Here is a 25957-nt window from a genome sequence, read left to right on the forward strand (position 1 = left end):
ATTTTGAGGGGCAGCCTGGGCCACACTTGGGGTGGTCCTCGCCTCGTCGGCCTCAGTCACCGAAGGAGTCGATGATCGTCTCGCCTGCGTGCACGCGGCGCAGTATGCCGACGAGACGGTCGGGGTCGCCCAGACGCTCCTTCGGCAGGCATCCGACGCCGCCCGCGGGGCGCGGTCCCGCGAGGTGGTGCACCTGGTCCGTCGCGACACGGGACGACAGCACCAGCAGCCCCGTTTCCGGGTGCCCGGCACGGATCGCCCGGGCCGTCGCCACTCCTTCGTCCGTGTGGCCGGACGGCTGGTGGATGTCGATGACGACGACGTCGGGCGCCGACCGGGCGACCTCGCGCAGCCCGTCGGCATGGCCGGCGGCCGTGCCGACCACCTCGATCCCGCGCTCGGTGAGCACCCGGACCAGGGCGTCCCGCAGGGCCCGGGTTTCTTCGACGACGACGACGCGCATGTCCCCTCCCTCCCCGCACAGGAGAGATGGTCCTCGCCCCGAGGGCGAACGTCAGCAAGGTTTCCCTCACCGATCCCGCTGGTTTTCCGCGCGCAGGAACATCAAGGTGGCCACGACCCGGCGGTTGAGGTGCCGCTGCTCGTTCTCGGAGGCCAGACCGAGCTTGCCGAAGACGGTCGACAGGTTCCTTTCGACGTTCCCCAGCGTGCAGGAGAGTTTCTGGGCGATGGCGAGATTGGTCAGGCCCCTCGCGACGAGGGAGAGGATCTGCCGCTCACGGGGTGTCAGGCCCTGCAGCGGGTCGGGCGCCCGGTCGGCGGGCCGGGATTGCGGCACCAGGAGGTCACGGACCCAACCCGGGTCGATGACGACCTGGCCCTTGGCGACCCGGCTCATCGCGTCGGTGATCAGTTCCATGTCGCCCAGGCTGCTCTTGGCCATGAGTCCGACCGCGCGGGGCGGCTCCAGTTTCATGAGCCGTTTGACGTGCTCCACCGTCGGGTCGGTCGCGATGACCAGCAGAGCGACCTCCGGAAAGAGAGCCCTGACGCGTTCGGCGATGCGCAGTCCCGCGTCGGCGGGCTGGGCCTCCTTCACCAGCCGCAGATCGAGGGTGACCACGTCCGGGGCGTGTTCGTCGACCAGGGCGACGGCGTCGTCGGCCGTTTCGGCACTTCCGGCGACCTCGACGCCGAGGCCGGTCAGGGCGGCGATGAACGTGGTGCGCAGCATCGGGTCGTCCTCGACGACGACAGCTTTCAAGGGGCATCTCCTTCTGCGGGGACGGGGGAACCGGCAGGTGATCCGGCCGGTGAATCGGCGGGTGACGCGCCGGGCAGGCGGGCCTCCAGGCGGGTGCCTCCGCCCGGGGGGCTCTCGACGCGCAGTTCGCCCCCGACGGCCGCGACCCGTTCGGCCAGTCCGCGCAGGCCGGTGCCGCGGGCATCGGCGCCACCCTGCCCGTCGTCGGCGACGGTGACGATCAGGTCGTCCCCGTCCGGTGTGACCGCGACGCGGATGGCCGCCCCGGGCGTCGCGTGCTTGACCGCGTTGGTGACGCCCTCGGCGATGACGAAGTACGCGGTGGACTCCACGTGGCCCGGCCAACGCCGGTCGGGCACCTGGTAGGTGACCCGTCCCCGGTGGTTGCGGGCCAGGTTGCCGACGGTGTTGCCGAGGCCCTTCTGGACGAGCTCGTGAGGGTCCAGTCCCTGGGACAGCTCGCGCAGCGTCTTCATGGAGTCGGTGAGTTGTGACTTCGCCGTGGCCAGCAGTTCGGCGAGATGGCCCCTGCCCTCGGTCGCGGCCCGGCTGTGTGCCATGCCGAGCAGGGTGAGCACGGCGAAGAATCCCTGCTGGGCGCCGTCGTGAAGAGCACGCTCGATCCGTGTCCGTTCGGCGAGTTCGGCTTCGAGCAGTCGTCGCCGCGACTCGCTGACCTGCTCGAAGAGCCGGACGTTCTCCACCACCAGGCCGGCGAGGGCGAATGCGATCGCCGTGGCCCGCTCGGTTTCGGTGAGGGCGGCGTCGTGTTCGATGACACACAGCAGCCCGTCGCCGCGGCTGACCGGCGTGCGGGTGCGCGCCGGGTCCCGGCTGTCCTCGGCACGGCTGCCGGACAGATCAGTGAGGACGCCGCCCTGACGCGGCAGCAGCAGGCGCAGCGTGGGATCGCCCACGGCCTCGGCGAGGGACGATTGCAGTGCGTCCAGCGGCGTGGCGTGCAGTTCCCCGAGCCGGGCGGGCAGTTCCGCGATGTGCATCTCCCTGCGCCACTGAAGGCCGGCCGAGACGATGTACGCCACGATGAGCCCCGCCGCCGAGCCACCGAGCATGAGCACCTCGATGACGAGGCGGAAGTCGAGAGGCACCCCCATCGCGCTGGTCAGAGACGACGCGATGAGCAGCACACCGGCGATCACCAGGATCGCCCAGACCGGCCCGGTACGGCGACGGCGTACGGTGAGCGCGATGAGCAGACGGCGCAGCACGATCACGATGCCCGTGACGCCGAGCACGGCCAGGATGAGGCTGCTCGCGATCGCCCACCGCGTGTTGACCTGCCCGATGTTGTAGTTCCACGTGCCGCTGGGGCGGTCGGCGAAGTACCGGCCCACCTGGGTACCCGTGCAGGCGAGGTAGCAGATCGCGACGTAGACACGGTCGCCCGCCCCGCGCAGCCGCCCGGAGGGCAGGCTGAGGGCCAGGTGGCCGAAGACCCCGACGTACAGGAAGGCCAGGCAGAACCCCATGGCGAACAGGGCCGGGTGGCCGCTGACACGGAGGAACTGCAGGTAGTAGGTGACGCCGAGCGCGATCAGCAGCATGCCCACCCGGGCCCGCGCCGTACGGGTCCACAGCACGCCCCCCGCCAGGACCAGCGGTACTCCGAAGCCCCGGTAGGCGAGGTCGGTCCAGAGCGAGGTCGGCGGCCCGACTCCCCAGGAGGCGATGGCCGCCCACCCCGCCGCGGCGAGCGCGAGCAACGTGACCGGCACGGCGACGATCCCGGGCATCAGCCCGCCACGAACCGTACTCCCCACTGGGTCAAGCCACCCCCCGGCCTGTGGTTAACCAGGCCTAGCACCCCGGGTTTTCCCCGCCTGACGGCCCAGGATGCCAGTCGTGAAGAGCAGGTTTGTCCGATCGTCCCAGAAGGCCGGAGCCGCAACACTTTCGAGTGACTTCAACGCCCGCTGGAGGCTTCCGGCATGTCAGAGACATACGTCCTGCCCACATTGGTGAAGGGGCCCTTCCCCCTGCCCGAGCGGTGGCTCGTGGTGAACGTCGGCTGGCTGGCCGTCATCTTCCGTAACGGTGTGCCCTTCCGGGTGTGCGGCCCCGGCCGGCACAGCACGGTGACGGGCCTGTTCACCGGCCGGAGACTGCCCGCGACCGGAGAGTTGTCCGTGCTGCTCTTCGACAACGCGCCGCAGACCGTGGAGATGTCGGCCGACGCCGTACGGCTGGCGGACGCGCGCAAGGTCGGGGTGAGCGCGATCGCGGTGGTGCAGCCCCGCTGGAGCTCCGACCCCGGGTCCCTGCTGGACGTCGTGGCCCGCTACGGCGTGCTCAGTTCCCGGTACGGCGAGGCGGCCGGCGTCCGGCTCGACGCCGACTTCCGCGCATGGGCGCGCAGGCTGCTGCGTGAGCGCGGCCACGACGACGTCTATCTCGCCGTGGACAGCCGCACCATCCTGGCCGGCCCGCCCGGCGCGTCCACCGGGCCCGGTGGGGGCCTGCTGGTCGTGGAGCAGTTCGTCGACGTGGACGTCACGCCCGACCCGGTGGTCCTCGCCGTCGAGGACGCCCAGGACAAGGTCGCGGTGAAGGTCGCCAAGCTGGAAGCCGGGATCGCACTCGAACCGTTGCGTGCCCTCCTGATCGATCTCAGGAAGCAGTACGCCGACCAGACCGAGCGCGCGCACAGCATGCGCCGGGCCGAGCTGGATGTGGACGTGGCCGCAGTGTACGACGTGATTCCCCTGTTCATGCGGGACCCGGAGGCCGCCGGCGAGGTGGTCAAAGCGCGCTGGGAGACGCTCACCAAGCTGCTGGGCGAGTACGCCGACACGCTGCCGTTCGCGGCCGAGGAGCTCAAGGTCACCCCGACCCAACTGCTCCAGAACCTGGCGCAGGGGCGTGTACCCGCACCCAGCGGGGACAGCAGGGGGCCCTCCCCTGACGAGATCGGAGAACTGGACGAGAGGAGGCGCTCCGCATGAGCCCGGGATCTCGCCGGCAGCAGGAGCGGCATCGGGACGACGAGCACCGCCCGAGCGACGGCAACGCACCGGCTCCGCCGAACGCTCAGGGCAGCGGATCGCGCAGTGGGGACCTGCACGGGGGGAACGGCCGCCCTCCGGCGGGGGACCACCTCGTCGACGCGACCGAACACAAGAAGCATGGCCCTTACTGGGGCCGAGAGCAGCACCACCAGGAGCAGCACAGGCCGGGTCAGCCGCGCACCGGCGAGAGCGCCGGGCAGGCCCAGGAGGGGGTACGGTCCCGGGACCGCAGCCACGGCGAAACCACCCGTCCCGGCCCCGGCAACGAGCCGCACGCCGAACCCAGGGTCCCGCGGACGCAGGGCGACCGCCCGGGCGCCGGCGGTGCCCATCCGGCGCCCACCGAGCACCCCGACCGTCACAGGGAAGGTCATCAGGACGGCGGCGACCGTCATGGTGCCGGTCGCACTGGCGGGGCGTCGCGGGAGGGAGGCGGAGAAGCCCTACGCCCACAGGTGTTCGTCAGGGGCTGGTCCATCTTGCCCCCCACTGAGTGGGCAGAGCGGTACGGGGGAGGACACCGCCCGGAGCAGGGCGAGGGGCACCCCCCTCCGACAGGCGCCCGTCCCCAGCCCGCCGGCGACGCGGGTGGCGCCCCGCCGCAGGGCCACCCGCCCCGTCAGAAGGGGTCGTTGGAGGCGGAAGACGGGCAGCGCGTGTCCGATCCGTACGAGCGTCACGGCTCGTGGGGGCACGACCGCACCGGCGGCCTGAAGCAGACCGACCAGCAGGTCCACAGCGGACAGGGACAGACGTCGGAGCCCCGGACCAACTTCCACAGCCATGTCAGCGACCACGGCAACCCGTCGAGCGGCACTCAGGACAACAAGTCGTCCACGGACCCCGGGATCGGAGGGAACCGTCCATGAGCAGGAACTCCGGCGACCTGAACGAACTGCGCGACCTCATCATGCGGGCGCAGACCAGGCAGGACCCGTACCCGGACGATCCGGCGGCACGGATCACCGTGGGGCGGGACGGCACGATCTACCGCGGGGACCCGGCGGAGGACGAGCCTGTCTCCCGGGTGCACCACGGCACGTTCGCCGCCTCGCGGGCCGATCAGCGGCGGCTTGCGGCGGACCGGCGGTTCGCGCGTACCCACATGCCGGAGGGCACCGCGTACGTCGACGAGCCGGACGTGCGCGGCTGGGCGTACTCGGTCACGACCGAACTCGACGAGCGCTATACGCTGTTCGCCTTCTTCGACGGGCGCGAGTACCGCGTCAAGCTGGTCGAGCCCCCGCTGGAGCAGCTCGTCCAGCGGAACGTGATCGACGCGCACGACGGTCACTTGTACCCGGACGGGACGATCTGCCTGTCACAGACGCGCGGTGCGGGCCAGCCGACGCTGGAGGAGGCGTACTCCAAGTCCGTTCTGTGGGCGTTGGGCATGGGGTTCGTGCGGGGCGGCCACCGGTTCCCGTTCGCGGTGGAAGGGCGGTGAGCGCCGTGATGCGGGTGCGGGTCACCGATCACGCGCTGGCGGCGATCGTCGACCGGATCGGCGGGGTGCCGCCGGAAGCCGGCGGGGCGCTGCTGGGGCCGGCGGGTACCGATCTGGTCACGCATCTGGTGCCGGACGAGGAAGCGGCTGTCACCAGCGTGCGGTACCGCACCAGCACCTGGCTCATCGAGGAGGTCGAGCGGATCCAGCGGAGCGGGGCGGCACGGTTCAAGGGCATCGTTCACTCGCACCCTGCCGAACTCCCGGAACCGTCCGGCCAGGACCACCACGAGTTCGGCCGGTCACTCGCGCTGAACCCGCATCTGGGGCGATACCTGGCGCCCGTGGTCACGCTGGACGACGGGCCGCCGGCCCGTCACGAACTGGTCAGCCGTGGGGTGCGGGTGTCGTGGTTCGGCGCCGTGAGCGCGCCGGGCGGGGTCGAGGTGCTGCCGATGCGTCCGCTCGTGCTGCCCGTGTCGGCCTCGCTGGACCGGGCGGGAGCCCATGAGGTGGGCGAACCCGAGGTGCTGACCGTGGACGGTGTCCCGGTGCTGGCCGTGCGGGCCCGCTTCGACACGCTGCCCTCGGTGTCGGCGGTGCTGTTCGGCGTGGACTTCCCGGCCACTCCTCCGGTGCTCCTCACGCACGGCTCGCCGCTCGCGCTGTCGTGGGACCCGGCGGCCGCGGCCGCCGACCGGCTGGCCCTGGCTGTCGCCGCGGCCCGGCCGCGCCGCCGTTCCGCGGCGGCGGCCGTGACGCGGCTGCGGGAGGCTGCGGCCGGGCCGGTGCGTCTACGGGCACGCCGGGGCGGCCGCCGCACGCCCGGGCTGTTCGCACGCAGCGCGGGGCTTGTCGCCCCCGAACTCGCCGGGCGGCACGTCGTGGTGGCCGGGGCGGGGTCGGTCGGTGCGTACCTCGCCGAGTGCCTGGCGCGCTCGGGTGTCGGCGGGCTGACCCTGATCGACCCGGAGCGGGTGGCCCCCGAGAATCTCGGGCGCAGCCCGTACACGGTCCGGGACATCGGCCGGCCGAAAGTATCGGCACTCGCATCCCGGCTCGTCGCGGTGAACCCGGAGCTGTCGGTGCGCACGCTGGGGCGGACCGTTCACGGGCTCGGCGCCCGTGGCCTGGCCGATGTGCTGCGCGGCAGTGATCTGCTGGTCGCGGCGACCGACGACAGCCGGGCCCAGCGCCGCCTGGACCACCTCGCGTACTGGACCGGCGTTCCAGGGGTCTTCACCGGTCTGTACCGTGGCGCGGCCGGCGGTGAGGTGATCATGACCTACCCGGGAGCGGCGTGCTGGGGCTGTGCCACGGCGGGCGTACGAGAGCTGTCGGCGGGCACCCCGCTCGTGCAGCCGACCGATTACGGCACGGGCCGTCTGGTCGCCGAACCCGGTCTGGTCGTGGACATCCAGCACGTCTCGGCCGCGGCCGCCAAGATTGCCCTCGCCTTGCTGCACCCGGCCGACGGAGGGACCGGGCAGGCGCGCATCGCGCGGTTCCTGACGGCCGCCCGAGAGCGCGGCCAGTCCTATGTGGCGTTCGGCACCGAACCCGGCTACTGGCTGTTCGGGGACGTACTGCGCGAGGCCCCGGGCCAGCACGCCTTCCAGAGTGTCTGGATGACGGTGGAGCGCAGGCCCGACTGCCCGGTGTGCGGTGCCGAGGACTTCAGGACCGACCCCCTGACCGGGCCCGCCCAGGACGTGTCACCCGGCAGGCTGCGCGACCTCATCCGGACGGGGGGACGGTCATGACCGCGGCACGGAACACCGCCGACCGGACCGGCGCCCCGGCGACGGCGGGCGGCGTCAGCCTGCCGGTCCTCCGGCTTCCCGCTCAGGCCGCGGCTCCCTCGCCCGACAGCGCGTCGCGGACGGTGGATGACCTTCTGCGGCTCAGGCTGGCGGAGTTCCTGGCGGGCATACGGCCCGATGACCCCGTCGCCGTACACGCACGGGTCTGGCGTGATCCGGCAACGGGAGCGCGCATGGCCCTGCGGCTGACGGGGCAGCGCGCGTCGGTGGCCGGCCATGAGGCCCGCTGCCTCGATCTGCTCGCCGGGCTAGCCGACTTCGGGTCGGCGGACGGCGGGCGGGGCGGCGCCGAGGGTGCGCGTGCGTGGCGGCTGAGCGCCGGGCCCGTCGGGCGACTGCCGGGCCGGAGCATCGCGTGCTGGCCGCCCGACGGGTTGCAGTGGGCCGCGCTCCTGGACGCCGTCGACCGTTCCGCCGGAACGTGCGGCGTAGAGGTGGCGCTGACACCGCTCGCGCCGCCACGAACGGTCGTACCGGTGCTGCGCCGTGTGGTCCGGCGCGTCGATGGACGGGCGGCGGCCCCGGGACGGGACCAGGCTGCGGACGGCCTGGTGGACGCGGCGGGTCCGCTGGCCGCGCTGGAGGCCCTGGATCACGCTCTGGTGGCCTTCCACGCGACTGTGACGGTCACCGCGGACGAGCCCGCCGTCGCGGCGGAACTCGCGGCAGCGCTCGGCGCGCCCTGCCTGTCCCCCGAGCCCGTTGCCGGGCTGCCCCGCCCGAGCACGCTGGAACTGGTCCGCGACGGCACGATCGTGGCTCCGCGGACCGCAGCCGACCTGCTGCCGCTCACCGCGTTGCCCAGGGAGGCGGTCACCCGCCATGCCCGGCGTCCCGCGGTCGTCTCCCGCTACGCCCCGGAGACGGAAGGGGCCGGGCTCCGGCTGGGCCGTTCGGCCGGCGGCCGGCCGTACCGGCTGCGGGTGCCGGATCTGAATCAGCATCTGCTCGTCACCGGACTGACCGGATTCGGCAAGACGACCACGGTGATGACGCTGCTGCGGCGCATGTGGCGTGAGCAAGCCGTGCCGTACCTGGTGGTCGACCCGGAGAAGACCGACTACCTCGCGATGGGCGCCCACGCCCTGAGGCTCGGTCACGACGGTACGCAGATCAACCCGCTGGCGGTACCCGAGGGCGTGAACAGGGACGGCTTCGCCGACACCGTGGCCGAATGCCTCGACGCGGCCACGGGGTTGTCGGCGTCCTGGCCGCTCGCCGCGGCCGCGCTGCGAAACGCCGTCACCGACCTCTACCAGGACGACGCCCCGCCCACCGTGGCGCAGCTCTACCGGGCGGTCCTCGAACAAGTCTGCGCCTACGGGGGAACCGGGGAACAGGCCGCGAATCTGCGAGCCTCGCTCGGACAGCGGGTGCAGAGCCTGCTGGCGGGCGCGGGCGGTGACGCTCTGGCCGGCGGCGCGGACGCCGGGCTCGACTGGGGACGACTGCTGGCCGAGCCCTCGGTGATCACCCTGGCCGACTTCGGCGACCGCGCGGCCCGGCAGATGGCCTTCGGCCTGCTGCTGGCCGGTCTCGTGGCCTACCGGCGGGCCCATCCGCTCCCCGGCTTCGGACATCTGACCGTCCTGGAGGAAGCGCACCTGCTGCTCGGCGGCGGAGGCGGCCCCGGCACGAACGAGCCGCGGATGCCGGCCGCCGCCGAGGCGACCGCAACGGCGATCGCGACCCAGCGTTCCTACGGGCAGGGGTTCGTCCTGGTGACGCAGGACCCGAAGCAGCTCCCGGACACGGTGACCGGTCTGTTCCCCAATCTGCTCACGCACCGGCTTCTTGAGGCCCCGGGCCCCGGGATGATCGGCCAGGTGGCCGAGCAGGTGCCGATGCTCGCCCGGGGCGAGGCGTTCGTCGTGTCGGCGGGTGGCCATCCGGCTCCGGTGTGGGTGTCGGTGACCCCGGAACCCGCCGCCCCCGTCGACGCGGTGCGGCGGCCCGCGGAGGGGCCCGCGGTGCCCGGGGAGCGCGGGTCGGCCGAGCGGATCTGGTGCCAGGCCTGCCCTCGCCCGTGCGCGGCCCGGCACTGGCTCAGGCTCGTGCCGGACGTCGAGGACGCGTTGGCGGGCGTCCCCCGGAAGCGCAGCCGGCAGTCGCCCTTCAGGCGCTGGGGGACCGGGTGACGCGCGACGGCCTGCGCTGCGGCTCCGAGGAACTGCACGCCGGTTTCTACTGCGTCATCGCCCGGGCGCTGACCCGGGTGCGGGCGGCCGACCGGCGCGGGGCCGCGGCGGCCGTACGGGAAGCGCGTCTGATCGCCGACCGGGTGGCGGCCGACACACGACGAGGGGTGGAGTAAGCGCATGGCGGCCAATGAGGATCTGGAGAGGATCCGCGAAGCGATCACGGGCCGGCCCGGGCCCGCTCCCTTCGCGGGCGGCGCGCAGACGCTCATGGGAACGGGAAAGCCGGGGAAGCCCGCGGGGAAGGGCAAGAAGAAGGGCAGTCCCGCCTCGCTGCCGCCGGGGCCGCCGGCGGCTCCGCCTCCGGCCCCGCCACGCGAGGAGAACGGCGGCGGGAGCGGCATCCTCGGCGGGATCGCGTTCCTGGTGGCCGCCGCGTTCGTGATCAGCGGGTGGATCGGCTCCGGCGGTCTGCCCGACTTCGGCTCCGTCACACCGCCATGGTCGTCGGGATCCTCGGCCGGGTCCGGTGCGTACCCGGAGACGACCCCGGAGGACGACACCTACTCCTCCCCCGCGGAGCTGCGGGTCAGTCCCCAGAGCGGCTCGGCGTACACGACCGTCACCGTCACCGGGTCCGGGTTCATCCGGGACGGCCTGGTGAAGCTGGCGTTCCACGCCACCGCCATGGGGGAGGCCCACACCGACGGCAACGGGGACTTCACGGCACGCATGAGTCTGCCGTCCCCGGACTTCTACGGCCGCTTCCCCGGCCAGACCTTCTCCATCAGCACCACCGAGTACACCCGGGACGGGACCTATCAGGGCAACGGTCCCGGCGCCGGGTTCCACGTCGACTGATCTAGCGCACAGGCACCGCGACGTACTGGTACTCCAGGAACTCGTCGATCCCGACGCGGCCGCCTTCACGCCCGAGCCCGGACTGCTTGACTCCGCCGAAGGGTGCGGCGGGGTTGGAGACGAGGCCGGTGTTCAGGCCCACCATGCCCACCTCCAGGCCCTCGCTGACGCGCAGCCCGCGGTCCAGCCCCTGGGTGAACACGTAGCCGACGAGGCCCCAGGGCGTGTCGTTGGCGCGGCGCAGCACCTCGTCCTCGTCGTCGAAGGTGAGGAGCGCGGCGACCGGGCCGAAGATCTCCGTGTCCATCAGACGGCTGCCGGGATCGACGCCGGCCAGCACGGTCGGCGGGTAGAAGTGGCCGGGCCCCTCCGGCGTGCGGCCGCCGACGAGCACCCGGGCGCCTCGCTCCACCGCGTCGGCGACGAGGTCGGCGACCTTGGTGCGTCCGGCGGCGTCGATCAGCGGGCCGACGTCGACGCCCTCCCGGGTCCCGGGCCCCACCACGAGGGCGCCCATCCGCTCGGCGAGCCGCCGCCCGAACTCGTCGGCCACCGACCGGTGCACGAAGAACCGGTTCGCCGCCGTGCAGGCCTCGCCCATGTTCCGCATCTTGGCGACCATCGCCCCGTCCACGGCCACGTCCAGGTCGGCGTCGTCGAAGACGATGAAGGGCGCGTTCCCGCCCAGCTCCATCGAGGTGCGGACGACCGTGTCCGCGCACTGCGCGAGCAGCAGCCGGCCCACCGCGGTGGAGCCGGTGAAGGACAGCTTGCGGATCCGGCCGCCGCGCAGCAGCGGCTCGCACACCTCGCCGGCCCGGGAGGTGGTGACGACGTTCAGCACCCCGTCCGGCAGGCCCGCCTCCTTCAGGATCCCGGCCAGCGCGAGGCTGGTCAGCGGGGTCTGCGGGGCGGGCTTGAGGATCATCGTGCAGCCCGCCGCGATCGCCGGGCCGATCTTGCGGGTGCCCATGGCCAGCGGGAAGTTCCACGGCGTGATCAGCAGGCAGGGTCCGACCGGGCGACGGGTGAGCAGCATGCGGTTGCGGCCGTCGGGCAGGGTGCCGCAGCCGCCGTCGATGCGGACGGCCTCCTCGGAGAACCAGCGGAAGAACTCGGCGGCGTACGCCACCTCGCCCCGGGCCTCGGCCAGCGGCTTGCCCATCTCGGACGTCATCAGGTGGGCGAGTTCGTCGGTGCGCTCCAGGACGATCTCGTAGGCGCGGCGCAGGATCTCGCTGCGCGCCCGGGGGGCCGTACGGGCCCAGTCCCGCTGGGCCCCTACGGCCGCTTCCTCCGCGAGCCGGGCGTCCTTGGGACCGGCGTCGGCGATGTGGCAGAGGATGTCGCCGGTCGCGGGATCGTCGACGGGCATGGTGGCGCCGTCCGCGGCGTCCACCCAGGCACCGCCGATGAACAGTTGAGTGGGAACCTCGGTCATGTCGTTTCTCCTGGCTGGTCGGCGGCGGGGTCGAGGAGTTCGGCGAGGTGCAGGGCTCGGATGTCCCTGCCGCCCGCGAGGTGGTCGATCTGGGTGGCGCAGCTGAAGCCGTCGGCGATGACGGGCCGTCCGTCGAGCTTGTCGAGGCGGGGCTTCAGCGCGAGGTCGGCGACGGCCATCGAGGTGTCGTAGTGCTCTGCCTCGAAGCCGAAGTTGCCGGCCAGTCCGCAGCAGCCCTCGGCCTCGTCGACTCCGCGTACGCCCAGGCGGCGCAGCAGGTCGGCGGGGCGGCGGCCCTTGAAGGTGGCGTACTCGTGGCAGTGGGTCTGGAGCACGACGTTCTCGGGGAGGGGCGGCGGTGCCCAGCCCGGTTCGGCGAGGTCGGTCAGCGCCCCGGTGAAGGTCCGCACCCGGTCGGCGACCCGCCGGGCGGCCTCGGTGCCGAGGAGTTCGGGCACGTCGCGCTTGAGGGCGGCGGCGCAGCTCGGTTCGGCCACGACGACGGGCCGGTCGTCGCCGTCGTCGAGAGCGGCGACGGTGCGGGCCATGACCTTGCGGGCCGTGTCCAGTTGGCCGGTGCTGACCCAGGTCAGCCCGCAGCACAGGCCGTCCCGGGGGGTGCAGGGGATGCCGGCGTCGGCGAGCACCCGGCTCGCCGCTCCCACGACCTGGGGGCGGAAGGCGCGGGTGAAGCTGTCGACGAAGAGGACCGCCTTGGCGGGTCCTGCGGGCTGTGCCGCGCGCAGGGTCCTGCGCAGGGTGCGGCGGGAGGCGAAGGCGGGGATCCCGCGCTGGGTGGTGACGCCGCCCAGACGGGCCAGGAGCTTGCCCAGGGGGCCGCGCAGCAGGGCGTTGACCGGCCGGGCGGCGTATCCCGCGAGCGCCGAGGTCTTCGGCAGCCAGCCCAGGGAGTAGTGCGACCGGGGGCGCAGGCGGCCCCGGTAGTGCTGGTGGAGGAACTCGGCCTTGTAGGTGGCCATGTCGACACCCACCGGGCAGTCGCTGGAGCAGGCCTTGCAGGACAGGCACAGGTCGAGGGCGTCCTTGACCTCGGTCGAGCGCCAGCCGTCCCGGACGGTCTCGCCGCGGACCATTTCCTGGAGCATGCGGGCCCGTCCGCGGGTGGAGTCGTTCTCCTCGCCCGTGGCACGGTAGCTGGGGCACATCACCCCGCCCGCGTCACTGCGGCAGCGGCCGACGCCGACGCAGCGGCGCACGGCTCCGGTGAAGCCGTCCGCGTCGTGCGGGAAGCCGAACGTCGTTTCCACGAGGGGGAGTTCACGCAGCGCGAGATCGGCGTCCAGCGGGGCCGGGTGGACGATCACACCGGGATTGAGCAGCCCGGAGGGGTCGAAGACCTGCTTGAAGGCGGCGAACGCGGCGATCATGCGGTGGCTGTACATCACCTCCAGCAGTTCGCCGCGGGCACGTCCGTCACCGTGCTCACCCGACAGGGTGCCGCCGTGCTCCACGACCAGCGCGGCGGCCTCGCCGAGGAAGCGGCGCATGACCTCCCGGCCGGTGTCGGTGGTCATGTCGAAGTCGATCCGTACGTGCACGCAGCCCGCGCCGAAGTGCCCGTACAGCACACCGGTGAGCTGGTGGGAGGCGAGCAGCTTGCGGAATCCGCGCAGGTAGGCCGCCAGGTCCTCGGGGGCGACCGCAGCGTCCTCCCAGCCCGGCCAGGACTCGCCGCCGTCGACGAGCCGGGCGGCGAGCCCGGCCCCGTCCTCCCGCACCCGCCACAGCGACCGCCGCTCCGCCGGGCTCCGCACGACCCGGCCCCCGGTCAGCCGCCCCAGGTCCTTCAGTACGCCGAGCAGCTCGGCGGCCCGGGCGTCCACGTCTGCCTGGTCGTCCCCTTCGAGCTCGACGTACAGCCAGGCACGGCCCGCGGGCAGGCCGGTGACGGAACCGGGACCGCGGCGGGCGCGCATGGTGGCGACGATCGCCTCGTCCATGCCCTCCACCGCACTCGGCGAGAAGCGGAGGATCTCGGGCACGTCCTCGGCCGCGTCGACCACGTCGTCGTAGCCGAGCGTGAGGAGCGTGGATGCCTGTGCGGTCGCCACCAGGCGGACCGTCGCGGCGGTGACGACCGCACAGGTGCCCTCGGTGCCCACCAGGGCGCGGGCCAGGTCGAAGCCGTTCTCCGGCAGGAGGTGGTGGAGCTGGTAGCCGGAGACCTGGCGCGGGATGCGGCCCAGCTCGGTCCGGATCGGCGCCAGGTTCTGCTCGACCAGGCGCCTGAGGCCGGACTCGATCCGGGCGACGGCCGCGGCGTCACCCGGGTCCACCGGACGCAGCCCGCTGTGATCGGCGACGGCCCGCACGCCGTCGGCCGTCACGATCTCCAGCGCCTCGACATGCCCGCTGGTCCGCCCGTCGCGCACCGACCGGTTCCCGCAGGCGTCGTTGCCGATCATGCCGCCGAGGGTGCAGCGGCTGTGCGAGGAGGGGTCCGGGCCGAAGTCGAGCCCGTGCAGCGCGGTCGCGCTGCGCAGCGCGTCCAGGACGGCACCCGCCTCGACCCGCGCGGTGCGCGCCTCCACGTCGATGTCCAGGATCCGGTTCATGTACCGGGAGAAGTCCAGGACCACACCCGGCCCGACGGCGTTGCCGGCCATGCTGGTGCCGCCGCCCCGGGCGGTGACGGGCACACCGGCCTCCCGGCAGGCCCGCAGCACCGCGACCACGTCGTCGGCGGTGCGCGGGAAGACCACCGCCCCGGGCGGCACACGGTAGTTGGAGGCGTCGTAGGCGTAGGGGCCGGTGGCCCCCGGGCCGGTCTCCACCCGCAGACCGGGCGCGAACTCGGCGATACGGGCCGTCAGACCCGCCAGGTCGCGGGTGGCGGTGGTCATCGGTCCGACGCTCCCGAGGTTCCGGCCTCGACGGCCTTGGCCCAGGCCCGCAGGCCCTCGTCGACGCCGTGCTCGTCGATCACAAGCGCCGGGATCATACGGACGACCTGGTTCCAGGCGCCGCACAGCAGCAGGAGCAGGCCCTCGTCGATGGCGGCCCGCTGGACGCGGCCGGCGGTCTCCGGGTCGGGGCTGCCGTCCTCGGTGACGAACTCGGTGGCGAGCATGAGACCGAGGCCGCGGACGTCGCCGATGCCCGGGGTGCGGTCGGCCACGGCCTCCAGGCCCTGGCGGAGCCGCTTGCCCATCGCCTCGGCGTTCTCGACGAGCTTCTCGTCACGTACGACGTCCAGCGTCGCGCAGGCGGCGGCGCAGGCGACGGCGTTGGCGCCGTACGTGCCGCCCTGCGAGCCGGGCCAGGCCTTCGTCATCAGCTCCTCGGAGGCGGCGATGCCGGAGAGGGGGAAGCCGCTGGCGAGGCCCTTTGCGGTCACCAGGATGTCGGGGGTGACGCCGAAGTGGTCGTGACCCCAGAAGCGGCCGGTGCGGCCGACACCGGTCTGCACCTCGTCCAGGATCAGCAGGAAGCCGTGCCGGTCCGCCCGCTCCCGCAGCCCTTCGAGGAAGGCGCGGTTGGCGGGGACGTAGCCGCCCTCGCCGAGGACCGGCTCGACGATGATCGCCGCCGTGTCGGCGGGCGACGAGATCGTCTGGAGGGTGTAGTCGAGTTCCCTCAGCGCGAAGCGGGTGGCGGTCTCCTCGTCCCAGCCGTACCGGAAGGCCGTCGGGAACGGGGTGACGACCACGCCGCTCATCAGCGGCGAGAACCCGGAGCGGAAGCGGGTGCCGGAGGTGGTCATGGAGGCGGCGGCGACCGTGCGGCCGTGGAAGCCGCCGTGGCAGACCAGGACGTTGGGCCGGCCGGTGGCCTGGCGGGCCAGCCGCAGGGCCGCCTCGACTGCCTCGCTGCCGGAGTTGGTGAAGAACAGGCTGTCCAGTCCGGCCGGCAGCACCTCGCCCAGCTTGTCGACGAGTCGGCGCAGCGGCTGGTGCATGACGGTCGTGTACTGGCCGTGGATCAGCGTGCCCACCTGCTCCTGCGCCGCCGCCACGACCTGGGGGTGGCAGTGCCCGGTGCTGGTGACGCCGATGCCGGCGGTGAAGTCGAGGTAGCGGCGGCCGTCCTCACCGTAGAGGTGGACGCCCTCGCCCCGGGCGGCCACGACGGGCGTGGCCTGGCGAAGGTGCGGCGACAGTGCGGTCATGGTGTCTCCCGGCCGTACGACGAGGTCTGGTGGCTTGGCTCAGCTCCGGTACCCGAGCATCGAAGCCGTCGCGAAACGGGACAACGCCTGATGTGTCCAGCCGGAACCCGTTGTTCGGACGTTGTGTCAACCGCCGAACCCCCCGCGCACCGCCCGCCCCTCCTGTGGGCAGCTCTTGCGCAGGTCAGCGCCGCTTGTCAGAGTGACCGGGCATGCAGGGAGGCACCGTGAACCAGCACCCCCCGACGGCCGGCCGTGACCCCGCCCCGGCCGGTCGCGCACCCACCCTCGCCGACGTCCTGGCCCTGCCCGTCCTGGCCGCCGGGCAGCCTCAGGTCGTCACGGGGCTGGACCTTCTGGACCGTCCGGTGCGCTGGGTGCACATCACCGAGCTGACGGACCCCGCCTCCTTCCTCAAGGGCGGCGAGCTGGTCCTGACCACGGGTATGCCGCTGCCCGAGGACCCGGCGGGGGTCCGCCGGTACGTCGAGGAACTCACCGAGGTGGGAGCGGCCGCCCTGGTCATCGAACTCGTACGGCGCTACCACCGGCCGCCCGACGCCCTCGTGCAGGCCTGCCGGGCCAGGGGCCTCCCCCTGGTCACCCTCGCCCGTGACGTCAACTTCCTCGAGGTGACCCAGGTCGTGCACGCCCTGATCCTCGGCAACCAGGCCGACGCGATGCGGCGGACCCAGCGGATCCACGAGGCGTTCACGGCCCTGACGCTGCGCGGGGCGGGGCCGGAGGAGGTGGTGCGCGCGGCGGCGGAGATGAGCGGCCGGACGGTCGTGCTGGAGAACCTGGTGCACCAGGCGCTGATCTGTGAGCCCTCGGGGAGCACGGTGGAGGAGGCGCTCGGGGACTGGGAGCGGCGCTCCCGGGCGACCGAGCCCCGGGACCAGACCGAGGTGGGCGGCCCCGAGGGCTGGCTCACCGCGCCCGTCTCCTACCAGGGCGAACGATGGGGGCGGCTGGCGATGCTGCCCGCCGAGGGGCCGGTCTTCGGCCCGGAGCACGTCACCGTCCTGGAGCGGACGGCGATGGCCCTGACCGTGGCCCGGCTCATCCACTCCAGGCCCTGGGAGCGCACGGCCCACCGCAACGCCCTGCGTGAGCTGGCGGAGCAGCGCCACCACTCCCCCGAGGACGTCCGGGCCCGCTGCGCCGCGCTGGGCCTGCCCACGGAGGCCGGGGTGTTCCTGGCGGTCCTCGTGGACCCCGGACCCGGCGGGGCGGGAGCCGAGCCGGAGAGCCTGCTGTACCGGGAGCTGCGGTCGGCCGGCGTTCCGGCCCTGGTCGGCGAACTCTCCCCCGGCCGTCTCGGCGTCCTGCTGGCCCTGCGCCCGGCCCAGCCCTGGCGGCCCGTGGCCGAACGGCTGAGCCGCACGGCCCTGGCCCTGGCTCCCACGGCGATCGTCGGTGTCGGCTCCGAGGTCACGGACCTCGCCGAGACCGCACGCTCGTTCCGGGAGGCCGCCCGGGTCATAGAGGCCACCCCGCCCGGGCAGGCCCTGCCCGCGGACCGCTCCTTCCACGAGCTGCCGGACATCGACCTGCGCCGGCTGCTGTACGCGCTGCGCGAGGACACCAGGATCCAGGGCTACACCGAGCGACGGCTTGGCCGGCTCATCGACCACGACACCCGGCACGGCACCGATCTGCTGACCACCCTGGGCCACTACCTCGACGCCGCCGGCAACAAGACCACGGCGGCCCGTCGCGGCGGCCTGTCCCGCGAGACCATGTACCAGCGCCTGCGCGCCATCGAACGTCTCCTCGACACCGACCTCGAGTCCGGCGACCACCGAACGGAACTGCACGTGGCGCTCACGGCGTTGCGGGTGCTGCGCGCCGGCCGGGCACCGCACCCCCTGTGACGCTTTGCGCGCCCCGATCCTCGCGCCGAGCCATGCCTGGGGCCGCAGGCCGGCCCGCCGCTCGGACGATCAGGTGTCGAAGTCCACCGTCAGCTCGTCCGACACCGGGAACGACTGGCAGGTGAGAACGTAGCCCGCGTCGACCTCGGACGGTTCGAGGGCGAAGTTGCGGCGCATGTCGGCCTTGCCGTCGGTGATCTGGGCCCGGCAGGTGCCGCAGACGCCGCCCTTGCAGGCGAAGGGCAGGTCGGGGCGGGTTTGCTGGGCCCCTTCCAGGATGGTGCGGTCGCGGGGCAGCGGGGACGTGGTGGAGCGGCCGTCGAGGGTGACGGTGACCTGGCTGACCGGGCCGGAGGGGCCGGTCTCGGTGTGCCGGACCTCGCGGACGGGCTCGTCGTCGGCGTAGAACAGTTCCTGGTGGACGCGGTCGGCGGGGACGCCGAGGCCGCTCAGGACCTGCTGGGCGGCGCGGACCATGCCGTGCGGGCCGCACAGCCACCAGTGGTCGGCCGATTCGACGTCCACCAGGGCGTCGACGAGCGCCGAGAGCCGCTCGGCGTCGAGGCGGCCGGAGAGCACCTCGGCCTCGCGGGGCTCGCGGGACAGGACGTGGGCGAGCTGGAACCGCGTCGGGTAGAGGTCCTTCAGGTCGGCGAGATCATCGGCGAACATCACCGTGCCGGTGCGGCGGTTGCCGTACAGCAGGGTGACGCGCGAGCGGGGGTCGGCGGCCAGGACGGACTCGGCGATGGAGACCATGGGCGTGATGCCGGAGCCGGCGGCGATCAGGACGTGGTGGCCGTGGGTGGTGAGGTCGGGTGTGAAGGCACCGGTGGGTGCCATGACCTCGACGGTGTCGCCGGGGCGGACGTCGTGCACCAGCCAGGAGGAGAACAGGCCGCCCGGCACCACCCGGACGCCGATCCGGGGCGCCGTGCCGGCGGGCGCGCAGATCGAGTACGAGCGGCGCTCGTCCCGGCCGTCGATCTCGCGGCGCAGGGTGAGCGACTGTCCGGGCGCGAAGGTGAACTCCTCGGCCAGCTCGGCCGGGATGTCGAAGCCGACGGCCACCGCGTCCTCGCACAGCGGCTGCACGGCGGTGACCCGCAGGGGGTGGAAGACCGGACGTCGGCGGGCACGCGGGCGGGCCGCCGGGGCGGGGGCCGGCTCCATCAGGTCCTCCATCAGATCTCCTTGACGTACTCGAACGGCTCGCGACAGGCGAGGCAGCGCCACAGGGACTTGCAGGACGTGGCGCCGAAGCGGGAGGTCTCCTCGGTGTCGGGGTGACCGCAGCGGGGGCAGGGCACCGAGCGGCGGGTCGGTGACAGCAGCAGCGGCACCGGGCCGGGGGCGTGCCGCGGCGCTGCTCCGGGCGGGGCGATGCCGTGCTCGGCGAGCTTGCGCCGGCCCTGCGCCGTGATCCAGTCGCTGCTCCACGGCGGGTCGAGGACCGTGCGGATCTCCACGCGCTCATAGCCCGCCTCGCGCAGCCGGGCCGCCACGCCCGCGCGCATCTCCGCCATCGCCGGGCAGCCCGAGTAGGTAGGGGTCAGGCTCGCGACGACCGTGCCGTCCGGGTCCAGCGTCACCTCGCGCAGCACGCCGAGGTCGGCCAGGGTCAGCATGGGCAGTTCGGGGTCGGGCACCTGCTCGGCGATGTGCCGGGCCCGTCGCGCGTCCAGGAGTGCCGTCACCATGCCGCCTCCGGGTGGGCACGGGCCACGCCCTGCAACTCGGCCAGCAGCGGGGCGAGATGCTCGGTGTGGTCCCCGGTGCGGCCCGAGCCGGGCAGGGGGCGGTAGACCGGCATGGGCAGTCCGGCCGCCTCGGTGACCTGGCGGAGGACCGCGACGACCTCGTCCCGTACGTCGGACGCCGTGAACAGCTCGCCCAGGTAGGGCGCCACCTGCTCCTGTGCCCTGCGCATCCGGCGGTGGGACTCCTCGGTGCCGTCGCCGAGGCGCACGGCCCACTCGGCCGCGTACTGGCGGTGGTAGGTCAGTTCCTTCACGCCCTTGGCGGCGATCGCCGCGAGCACCGGGTCGCGGTGCGCGGTGAGCCGCTCGAAGTGTGCGAGGCGCCAGCTGGCCAGCACCAGCAGCCGCACGATCGAGAACGCGAAGTCGCCGCACGGCAGTTCGGCCAGACGTACGTTGCGGAAGTCGCCGGCGTCGCGGAAGTAGGCGAAGGCGTCCTCGTCACGGCCGGTTCCGTCGGCCTGGCCCGCGCGGGAGTACAGCAGGCGGGCCTGGCCGAGCAGGTCGAGCCCGATGTTGGCCAGCGCCACCTCCTCCTCCAGCTCGGGGGCGCGGGTGGTCCACTCGGCCAGCCGCTGGGCCGAGACCAGGGCGTCGTCGGCCAGGGTGACGCAGAGGGCGGCCAGTTCACCGGCGTCCACGTCGTCGGGCACGGCGGTGTCGACGCCGTGCAGGGGGTCCTCGAAGCCGGTGCCGTAGGCCCAGCGGGTGTCGTCCTCGTGTCCCTCGGCGAGGGTCAGGTAGACGTGGTCGTCGCTCATGCCCTCTCCTTCAGATGTGCGGGACGTCTTCGGGGATGTCGTAGAAGGTCGGGTGCCGGTAGACCTTGTCGGCGCTGGGCTCGAAGAAGGGGTCCTTCTCGTCGCGGGTGGAGGCGGCGATGTGCTCGGAGCGCACGACCCAGATGCTCACGCCCTCGTTGCGCCGGGTGTACAGGTCGCGGGCGTGGGTGAGCGCCATGCGGTCGTCGGCGGCGTGCAGCGATCCCACGTGGACGTGGTTCAGCCCGCGCTTGCCGCGTACGAACACCTCGTACAGCGGCCAGTCCTGCCTGTCGGCGGTCATGCCACCGCTCCCTTCTCCGCGCGGGCGGCCTGCTTGGCGGCGTGGGCGGTGGCCGCCTCGCGCACCCAGGCGCCCTCCTCGTGGGCCCTGCGGCGCCGTTGCATCCGCTGGTCGTTGCACGGGCCGTCGCCCTTGATGACCCGCATCAGCTCGTCCCAGTCGGGCGTGCCGAAGTCGTGGTGGCCCCGTTCCTCGTTCCAGCGCAGCTCCGGGTCGGGGAGCGTGACGCCGAGCTTCTCGGCCTGGGGGACGGTCATGTCGACGAAGCGCCGGCGCAGTTCGTCGTTGCTGTGCCGCTTGATCTTCCAGGCCATGGACTGCGCCGAGTTGGGCGAGGCGTCGTCGGGCGGGCCGAACATCATCAGCGACGGCCACCACCAGCGGTTCACCGCGTCCTGCACCATCTCGCGCTGCTCCGGGGTGCCGCGCATCATCGTCATCAGCAGCTCGTAGCCCTGCCGCTGGTGGAAGGATTCCTCCTTGCAGATCCGCACCATGGCGCGCGCGTACGGCCCGTAGGAGGAGCGGCACAAGGGCACCTGGTTGCAGATCGCGGCGCCGTCCACGAACCAGCCGATCACGCCGACGTCGGCGAAGCTCAGCGTCGGGTAGTTGAAGATCGACGAGTACTTCTGGCGGCCCTCGATCAGCCGCTCGGTGAGGTCCGCGCGGTCGGCGCCCAGTGTCTCCGCCGCGGAGTAGAGGTACAGCCCGTGCCCGGCCTCGTCCTGGACCTTGGCGAACAGAATGGCCTTGCGGCGCAGCGACGGAGCGCGGGTGATCCACTCGCCCTCCGGCTGCATGCCGATGATCTCCGAGTGCGCGTGCTGCGCGATCTGCCGGATCAGGGTCTTCCGGTACCCCTCCGGCATCCAGTCGCGCGGTTCGATCCGCTGGTCCCGCGCGATCGTCGCGTCGAAGTGCTGCTGGAGATCCGGCTCGGCGCCGTCCGCCCCCGGGGGGCTGGAGTGTGTCGTGTCCATCCGTCCCACTTCCCAACCGACCATTCGTTCGGTCCATCGTAGGACACGTCGGCGCGCCTTGGTAAGACCCTTCGGGCAAGTCCGGGACCCTTGACAGGCGTCCGGCCGCCCGGATTACATGACAGCGCCAGCTAACCGAATGTTCGGTCGGGCCATGAGGTGGTGCGAGAAGTGACCCATACCGCTGACGCGACGCCGCCTGCCGAGGCGATGTTCGCCGCGGACGAGGCCTCCCGCGGGCTCGGGATGGAGCTGCTGGAGCAGGGCGCAGGGACCGCCGTACTGCGGATGACCGTGACCCCGGCGATGGTGAACGGGCACGGGATCGCCCACGGCGGATACGTCTTCCTGCTCGCCGACAGCGCCTTCGCGTGCGCGTGCAACAGCCACGGCCCGGTGACCGTGGCGGCCGGCGCCGACATCACCTTCGTGGCCCCGGCGTACGAGGGCGACGAACTCCTGGCGCGGGCCGAGGAACGCACCAGGTACGGGCGCAGCGGCCTCTACGACGTGACGGTCCGGCGCGGCGACGAGGTGATCGCGGAGTTCCGGGGCCGCAGCCGCGGCATCAGGGACACGAGGCCGAAGGAGTCCTGATGAGCAGCGAGACGCAGGCCTCACAGGCCCCGGGCCATGCGGGACCGCGGCGCGGAGAGCCCCTGCCCCACGACCTGCTCGACGACGGTGAGCGACTGACCCGCGAGCAGCTGCGCGAGCTCCAGCTCGACCGCCTGCGCAGCAGCCTGAGGCACGCCTACGACCATGTGGAGGCGTACCGGAAGAAGTTCGACGCGGCCGGGGTCTCCCCCGACGACTGCCGCTCGCTGGAGGACCTGTCCCGCTTCCCCTTCACCACGAAGGCCGACCTGCGGGACACCTACCCCTTCGGCATGTTCGCCGTCCCCATGGACCGGGTGCGGCGAGTGCACGCCTCCAGCGGGACCACCGGCCGCCCCACGGTGGTGGGTTACACAGAGAACGACCTCTCGATGTGGTCGGACCTCGTCGCTCGCTCGATCCGCGCCGCGGGCGGACGCCCGGGCCACAAGGTGCACGTCTCCTACGGCTACGGGCTGTTCACCGGCGGTCTCGGCGCGCACTACGGGGCGGAGCGCGCGGGCTGTCTGGTGATCCCGGCCTCCGGGGGCATGACCGCGCGCCAGGTGCAGATCATCCAGGACTTCCGGCCCGAGATCATCATGATCACGCCGTCCTACATGCTCACACTGCTCGACGAGTTCGAGCGGCAGGGCGTCGATCCGCGCGCGAGCGGCCTGCGGGTGGGCATCTTCGGTGCCGAGCCCTGGACGGAGGAGATGCGCCGCGAGATCGAGGAGCGTGCGGACATCCACGCCGTCGACATATACGGCCTGTCCGAGGTGATCGGTCCCGGTGTCGCACAGGAGTGCGTGGAGACCAAGGACGGGCTGCACGTGTGGGAGGACCACTTCTATCCCGAGGTCGTCGACCCGGTCACGGGTGAGGTGCTGCCGGAGGGCGAGGAGGGCGAACTGGTCTTCACCTCCCTGACCAAGGAAGCCCTGCCGGTCGTCCGCTACCGCACCCGCGATCTCACGCGGCTGCTGCCCGGCACGGCCCGGCCCGCGTTCCGCCGCATCCAGAAGATCACCGGCCGCTGCGACGACATGATCATCCTGCGCGGGGTGAACGTCTTCCCCAGCCAGATCGAGGAGATCGTGCTGCGCACGCCCGGCGTCGCCCCGCACTTCCAGATCCGGCTGACCCGGCGCGGCCGCCTGGACCACATGACCGTCCGGGTCGAGGCCCGGCCCGGAACCGGCCCCGAGCAGCGCGAGGCCGCGGCCGCGACGATCGCCCAGGGCGTCAAGGACGGCATCGGCGTCACCGCCGAGGTGACCATCGTGGAACCGGAGACCCTGGAGCGTTCCGTCGGCAAGATCCGCCGCGTGAAGGACCTGCGCGAGGCGTGAGCCGCCACGACCGCGGCGGCTCACACGGACAGCCACCCGCCTCGGGCGCCGGGGCACGAGCGGCCGTTCCCGTACGGCCGTCGACCATCACGAGCAGCACCTCGCCGCGGGCACCGGGGCGGGAGCGCGGCCCTCAGGAACAGCACCTCGCCTCGGGCACCGCGGCGGCAGCGTCCGGCCCGGTGCCGCTCGGCACGTCGGCCTCCGCTTCCGCCGCGCGCTCCGCCGGTTTGCGGATGAGGAGCAGGGCCGCGTCGTCGTGCAGCCTGCCGCCCACATGGGCCAGCAGTTCGTCGTGGAGCGCGCCCAGGGTGTGCGCCGGCTCCTGTGAGACATGCCGCTCCAGGCCCTCGGCCAGCGGATAGAAGGCGCGGCCTCCGTCGCGGGCCTCGGTGACCCCGTCGGTGTAGAGCAGCAGCTGGTCGCCGTCGGCGAAGGGGAGCGTGTGGAGTCCCGGGGTGTACCCCGCGAGGTCGCGCAGTCCGAGGGGCGGCGCCGGGAGCACCGGCTCCACCGGGGTGATGGTCCCGGAGGCGCGCACCAGCAGCGGGGGCGCGTGCCCGCAGTTCACCACCTCCAGCTGCCCCTCCCGCGGGTACCCGGCGACCACGGCGGTCACGAAGTCGTCGCGGCCGAGGTTACGGGCGAGGCTCCGCTCGATCCGGTCGACCACGGCGAGGAGGTCGGGCTCGTCGTGGGCGGCCTCGCGGAAGACGCCGAGCACCAGGGCCGCGGTCCCGACGGCGGGCAGCCCCTTGCCGCGCACGTCGCCGACGATCAGCCGCACCCCGTGCGGGGTGGGTATCAGGGCGTAGAGGTCACCGCCGATCCGGGCCTCGGCCGCCGCGGCGCTGTAGCGGACGGCCACCTGGAACGGCCCGACGGTCGACGGCACGGGTTTGAGCAGGGCGTGCTGGGCGGTCTCCGCGACCGACCGGACGGCGGCGAGGACCCGCTCCCGGCGTCCGCGCAGCACGCCGGCCAGGCCACTGGCGAGCGTGACGGCGATCAGGGCCGACAGCACGGCGGCCAGTTCCCGGCCGGGCACTCCGTCGCGGATCCCGAGCGTCGCGCCGACCACCACCGCGAGCCCGCCGACGCAGAGGACCCCGCGCGGTCCGTTGGTCGTGGCCGCCAGAGCCGGCCCGGCTGCGAGCAAGGGCAGCCAGATCATCCCCGCCCCGCCGACGAGGTCGGCGGACACGACCGCGGCGACGACCACGACGGGCAGCACGGGTGCGCCCACGCCCAGCCGCGCGACGGCACGCCTGCGGGCCGAAGCCCCGGTACCGGCCACTCGGTCTCTGAACGGCCGGACCGGCCGGTGGTGGACGCCATGGTTGCGGGCTTGGCTCATGTCGGTGTCCGCAGTCCTCACCTGTGCACGGGGCACGTCCTGGAAATGTCTGACTTATCCAGAAAACGGGGTAGGGGCAGGCACCGGCAAGAAGCGACTTTTCAGATAGTGATTGAGAGGCTCCTGGTCACGCGGCTCGCGGTCGGAAGCAGCCGCTCCCGGATCTCCGGCAGCCGGGAGAGCCGGTTCGCCGGCAGCGACACACCGAGGGACCCGAGCGTGTCCCCGCTGTAGACCGGGACGGCGACGCAGACCGTGCCGAGGGCGTACTCCTCCAGGTCCGTGACGGCCGGGGCCATGGGCGGGGCCTCCAGCCTCCTCAGGAGTTCCGGGAGAGTGGTGATCGTCCGCGGGGTGAGGTCGGCGAGGTGGTGCCGGGAGAGGTAGTCCTGGCGGGCCGCCTCGTCCATCTCCCGCAGGACGGACTTGCCCAGTGCGGTGGCGTGCCCGGCGTCCTCGAAGCCCACCCAGAGGTCGACGCGGGGCGTCCCGGGTCCGTCGACGATCTCGGCGACCCGGATCTCGCCCTCTTCGTAGAAGGTGAGGTAGGCGGCCGTCGCGAGCTCGTCCCGCAGCGCGGCGAGGGTGGGCCGGACGCGGCTGAGCAGGGCCTGCGCACGGCCCGTGGACTGCAGCGTCTGCAGTTTGTCACCGAGGACGAAGCCACCGTCGTCCAGCTTCCGCACGTACCCGTCGTGCACCAGGGTTCGCAGCAGGTGGTAGGCGGTGGCCAGGGGCAGGCCCGTCTCACGCGCCAGCTGCTTGGCCGGCGCGCCGTTCCCGTGCGCGCTCACCGCCTCCAGCAGACGCATGGCGCGCTGGACGGAGTTGATGAGCGTAGGGCCGTCTTGCCCACCCATAAGAACAGCGTGC

At 72.9% G+C, this 25957-nt stretch carries 23 protein-coding genes; 10 read left to right on the forward strand and 13 right to left on the reverse strand.

The annotated features are described in order from the left end of the window. Positions 1 to 52 precede the first annotated feature (52 nt). From ADK65_RS24740 to ADK65_RS24750, 3 genes are all read right to left on the reverse strand, one after another. Positions 53 to 463, reverse strand: a complete 411-nt coding sequence (locus ADK65_RS24740) for a response regulator (RefSeq protein WP_053672699.1) — start codon at positions 461 to 463, stop codon at positions 53 to 55. Between the two features lie 66 nt (positions 464 to 529). Further along, positions 530 to 1225 carry a LuxR C-terminal-related transcriptional regulator gene (locus ADK65_RS24745; protein ID WP_053672701.1) on the reverse strand — a complete coding sequence of 232 codons (696 nt, stop codon included), beginning with the start codon at positions 1223 to 1225 and terminating at the stop codon, positions 530 to 532. Then, positions 1222 to 2979 carry a sensor histidine kinase gene (locus ADK65_RS24750; RefSeq protein WP_053672702.1) on the reverse strand — a complete coding sequence of 586 codons (1758 nt, stop codon included), beginning with the start codon at positions 2977 to 2979 and terminating at the stop codon, positions 1222 to 1224. The genes ADK65_RS24745 and ADK65_RS24750 overlap by 4 nt, the downstream gene beginning before the upstream one ends. Positions 2980 to 3174: 195 nt before the next feature. On the opposite strand from ADK65_RS24750, the gene ADK65_RS24755 reads away from it, so the two are divergent. The 7 genes from ADK65_RS24755 to ADK65_RS38610 all read left to right on the forward strand — a co-directional run bounded on the left by ADK65_RS24755 (position 3175) and on the right by ADK65_RS38610 (position 10520). Beyond that, entirely contained in the window at positions 3175 to 4188 is a 1014-nt protein-coding gene (locus ADK65_RS24755; RefSeq protein ID WP_053672705.1) for a hypothetical protein, read from the forward strand. Positions 4189 to 4907: 719 nt separating this feature from the next. Then, positions 4908 to 5120 (forward strand): hypothetical protein, encoded by a 213-nt coding sequence (locus ADK65_RS38600; RefSeq protein WP_053672707.1) that lies wholly within the window; start codon positions 4908 to 4910, stop codon positions 5118 to 5120. Further along, the gene (locus ADK65_RS38605) at positions 5117 to 5698 is read left to right on the forward strand and encodes a hypothetical protein (RefSeq protein WP_053672709.1); all 582 of its coding nucleotides are present in this window, start codon (positions 5117 to 5119) and stop codon (positions 5696 to 5698) included. The genes ADK65_RS38600 and ADK65_RS38605 overlap by 4 nt, the downstream gene beginning before the upstream one ends. Then, positions 5695 to 7461 (forward strand): ThiF family adenylyltransferase, encoded by a 1767-nt coding sequence (locus tag ADK65_RS24770; RefSeq protein ID WP_053672711.1) that lies wholly within the window; start codon positions 5695 to 5697, stop codon positions 7459 to 7461. Before ADK65_RS38605 ends, ADK65_RS24770 begins: the two co-directional genes overlap by 4 nt. Then, positions 7458 to 9659 carry an ATP-binding protein gene (locus tag ADK65_RS24775; RefSeq protein ID WP_053672713.1) on the forward strand — a complete coding sequence of 734 codons (2202 nt, stop codon included), beginning with the start codon at positions 7458 to 7460 and terminating at the stop codon, positions 9657 to 9659. Before ADK65_RS24770 ends, ADK65_RS24775 begins: the two co-directional genes overlap by 4 nt. Then, a complete protein-coding gene (locus ADK65_RS24780; protein ID WP_053672715.1) occupies positions 9656 to 9835 on the forward strand; it encodes a hypothetical protein in 180 nt (59 codons plus the stop codon). Before ADK65_RS24775 ends, ADK65_RS24780 begins: the two co-directional genes overlap by 4 nt. Positions 9836 to 9839: 4 nt before the next feature. Next, positions 9840 to 10520: a hypothetical protein gene (locus tag ADK65_RS38610; RefSeq protein WP_053672717.1), complete on the forward strand. Its 681-nt coding sequence runs from the start codon at positions 9840 to 9842 to the stop codon at positions 10518 to 10520. Between the two features lies 1 nt (position 10521). On the opposite strand, the gene ADK65_RS24790 is transcribed toward ADK65_RS38610, so the two are convergent. Genes ADK65_RS24790 through ADK65_RS24800 form a run of 3 tightly spaced genes read right to left on the reverse strand, consistent with a single transcriptional unit; the run spans position 10522 to position 16090 of the window. Continuing rightward, entirely contained in the window at positions 10522 to 11961 is a 1440-nt protein-coding gene (locus ADK65_RS24790) for an NAD-dependent succinate-semialdehyde dehydrogenase (protein ID WP_053672719.1), read from the reverse strand. After that, positions 11958 to 14825 (reverse strand): FAD-binding and (Fe-S)-binding domain-containing protein, encoded by a 2868-nt coding sequence (locus ADK65_RS24795; protein ID WP_053672721.1) that lies wholly within the window; start codon positions 14823 to 14825, stop codon positions 11958 to 11960. Before ADK65_RS24795 ends, ADK65_RS24790 begins: the two co-directional genes overlap by 4 nt. Continuing rightward, the gene (locus ADK65_RS24800; protein ID WP_053672723.1) at positions 14822 to 16090 is read right to left on the reverse strand and encodes an aspartate aminotransferase family protein; all 1269 of its coding nucleotides are present in this window, start codon (positions 16088 to 16090) and stop codon (positions 14822 to 14824) included. The genes ADK65_RS24795 and ADK65_RS24800 overlap by 4 nt, the downstream gene beginning before the upstream one ends. A gap of 212 nt (positions 16091 to 16302) precedes the next feature. Here ADK65_RS24800 and ADK65_RS24805 point away from each other — a divergent pair, with 212 nt between their 5' ends. Beyond that, a complete protein-coding gene (locus tag ADK65_RS24805) occupies positions 16303 to 17967 on the forward strand; it encodes a PucR family transcriptional regulator (protein ID WP_053672725.1) in 1665 nt (554 codons plus the stop codon). 69 nt (positions 17968 to 18036) lie between these two features. Here the strand turns inward: ADK65_RS24805 and paaE are convergent, their stop codons facing one another. Genes paaE through paaA form a run of 5 tightly spaced genes read right to left on the reverse strand, consistent with a single transcriptional unit; the run spans position 18037 to position 21775 of the window. Beyond that, positions 18037 to 19152, reverse strand: coding sequence for a 1,2-phenylacetyl-CoA epoxidase subunit PaaE (paaE, locus tag ADK65_RS24810; protein ID WP_420709072.1), 1116 nt, complete (start codon positions 19150 to 19152; stop codon positions 18037 to 18039). Then, positions 19152 to 19667 (reverse strand): 1,2-phenylacetyl-CoA epoxidase subunit PaaD, encoded by a 516-nt coding sequence (paaD, locus tag ADK65_RS24815; RefSeq protein ID WP_053672727.1) that lies wholly within the window; start codon positions 19665 to 19667, stop codon positions 19152 to 19154. The genes paaE and paaD overlap by 1 nt, the downstream gene beginning before the upstream one ends. Next, positions 19661 to 20488: a 1,2-phenylacetyl-CoA epoxidase subunit PaaC gene (gene paaC / locus ADK65_RS24820; protein WP_053672729.1), complete on the reverse strand. Its 828-nt coding sequence runs from the start codon at positions 20486 to 20488 to the stop codon at positions 19661 to 19663. Before paaC ends, paaD begins: the two co-directional genes overlap by 7 nt. A gap of 10 nt (positions 20489 to 20498) precedes the next feature. After that, positions 20499 to 20792, reverse strand: a complete 294-nt coding sequence (gene paaB, locus ADK65_RS24825) for a 1,2-phenylacetyl-CoA epoxidase subunit PaaB (protein ID WP_053672731.1) — start codon at positions 20790 to 20792, stop codon at positions 20499 to 20501. Further along, positions 20789 to 21775, reverse strand: a complete 987-nt coding sequence (gene paaA, locus ADK65_RS24830) for a 1,2-phenylacetyl-CoA epoxidase subunit PaaA (RefSeq protein ID WP_053672734.1) — start codon at positions 21773 to 21775, stop codon at positions 20789 to 20791. The genes paaB and paaA overlap by 4 nt, the downstream gene beginning before the upstream one ends. A gap of 210 nt (positions 21776 to 21985) precedes the next feature. Here paaA and paaI point away from each other — a divergent pair, with 210 nt between their 5' ends. Both paaI and paaK read left to right on the forward strand, forming a co-directional pair. Then, on the forward strand, positions 21986 to 22372 hold the full coding sequence (paaI, locus tag ADK65_RS24835) for a hydroxyphenylacetyl-CoA thioesterase PaaI (RefSeq protein ID WP_107092381.1): 387 nt from the start codon (positions 21986 to 21988) through the stop codon (positions 22370 to 22372). Further along, the gene (gene paaK / locus ADK65_RS24840; RefSeq protein ID WP_053672739.1) at positions 22372 to 23727 is read left to right on the forward strand and encodes a phenylacetate--CoA ligase PaaK; all 1356 of its coding nucleotides are present in this window, start codon (positions 22372 to 22374) and stop codon (positions 23725 to 23727) included. The genes paaI and paaK overlap by 1 nt, the downstream gene beginning before the upstream one ends. A gap of 133 nt (positions 23728 to 23860) precedes the next feature. Here the strand turns inward: paaK and ADK65_RS24845 are convergent, their stop codons facing one another. Together ADK65_RS24845 and ADK65_RS24850 are read right to left on the reverse strand one after the other, a co-directional pair. Further along, complete coding sequence (locus ADK65_RS24845) at positions 23861 to 25084, reverse strand: PP2C family protein-serine/threonine phosphatase (RefSeq protein WP_053672741.1); 1224 nt, start codon at positions 25082 to 25084, stop codon at positions 23861 to 23863. Positions 25085 to 25185: 101 nt separating this feature from the next. Next, the gene (locus tag ADK65_RS24850) at positions 25186 to 25944 is read right to left on the reverse strand and encodes an IclR family transcriptional regulator (protein ID WP_053672743.1); all 759 of its coding nucleotides are present in this window, start codon (positions 25942 to 25944) and stop codon (positions 25186 to 25188) included. Positions 25945 to 25957 lie beyond the last annotated feature (13 nt).

Origin of the sequence: Streptomyces sp. NRRL B-1140 (assembly GCF_001280065.1) — a bacterium.
Classification (GTDB): domain Bacteria; phylum Actinomycetota; class Actinomycetes; order Streptomycetales; family Streptomycetaceae; genus Streptomyces.

Excerpts from the sequence above, each read along its gene's own strand:
- paaA (WP_053672734.1), bottom strand. The coding sequence starts at position 21,775 with ATGGACACGACACACTCCAGCCCCCCGGGGGCGGACGGCGCCGAGCCG.
- ADK65_RS24800 (WP_053672723.1), bottom strand. The coding sequence starts at position 16,090 with ATGACCGCACTGTCGCCGCACCTTCGCCAGGCCACGCCCGTCGTGGCC.
- ADK65_RS24845 (WP_053672741.1), bottom strand. The coding sequence starts at position 25,084 with ATGAGCCAAGCCCGCAACCATGGCGTCCACCACCGGCCGGTCCGGCCG.
- ADK65_RS38610 (WP_053672717.1), top strand. The coding sequence starts at position 9,840 with ATGGCGGCCAATGAGGATCTGGAGAGGATCCGCGAAGCGATCACGGGC.
- ADK65_RS24795 (WP_053672721.1), bottom strand. The coding sequence starts at position 14,825 with ATGACCACCGCCACCCGCGACCTGGCGGGTCTGACGGCCCGTATCGCC.
- paaC (WP_053672729.1), bottom strand. The coding sequence starts at position 20,488 with ATGAGCGACGACCACGTCTACCTGACCCTCGCCGAGGGACACGAGGAC.
- paaB (WP_053672731.1), bottom strand. The coding sequence starts at position 20,792 with ATGACCGCCGACAGGCAGGACTGGCCGCTGTACGAGGTGTTCGTACGC.
- ADK65_RS38605 (WP_053672709.1), top strand. The coding sequence starts at position 5,117 with ATGAGCAGGAACTCCGGCGACCTGAACGAACTGCGCGACCTCATCATG.
- paaD (WP_053672727.1), bottom strand. The coding sequence starts at position 19,667 with ATGGTGACGGCACTCCTGGACGCGCGACGGGCCCGGCACATCGCCGAG.
- ADK65_RS24755 (WP_053672705.1), top strand. The coding sequence starts at position 3,175 with ATGTCAGAGACATACGTCCTGCCCACATTGGTGAAGGGGCCCTTCCCC.
- ADK65_RS24790 (WP_053672719.1), bottom strand. The coding sequence starts at position 11,961 with ATGACCGAGGTTCCCACTCAACTGTTCATCGGCGGTGCCTGGGTGGAC.
- ADK65_RS24750 (WP_053672702.1), bottom strand. The coding sequence starts at position 2,979 with ATGCCCGGGATCGTCGCCGTGCCGGTCACGTTGCTCGCGCTCGCCGCG.
- paaE (WP_420709072.1), bottom strand. The coding sequence starts at position 19,152 with ATGGAGGACCTGATGGAGCCGGCCCCCGCCCCGGCGGCCCGCCCGCGT.
- paaK (WP_053672739.1), top strand. The coding sequence starts at position 22,372 with ATGAGCAGCGAGACGCAGGCCTCACAGGCCCCGGGCCATGCGGGACCG.
- ADK65_RS24775 (WP_053672713.1), top strand. The coding sequence starts at position 7,458 with ATGACCGCGGCACGGAACACCGCCGACCGGACCGGCGCCCCGGCGACG.
- paaI (WP_107092381.1), top strand. The coding sequence starts at position 21,986 with ATGTTCGCCGCGGACGAGGCCTCCCGCGGGCTCGGGATGGAGCTGCTG.
- ADK65_RS24805 (WP_053672725.1), top strand. The coding sequence starts at position 16,303 with ATGCAGGGAGGCACCGTGAACCAGCACCCCCCGACGGCCGGCCGTGAC.
- ADK65_RS24740 (WP_053672699.1), bottom strand. The coding sequence starts at position 463 with ATGCGCGTCGTCGTCGTCGAAGAAACCCGGGCCCTGCGGGACGCCCTG.
- ADK65_RS24850 (WP_053672743.1), bottom strand. The coding sequence starts at position 25,944 with ATGGGTGGGCAAGACGGCCCTACGCTCATCAACTCCGTCCAGCGCGCC.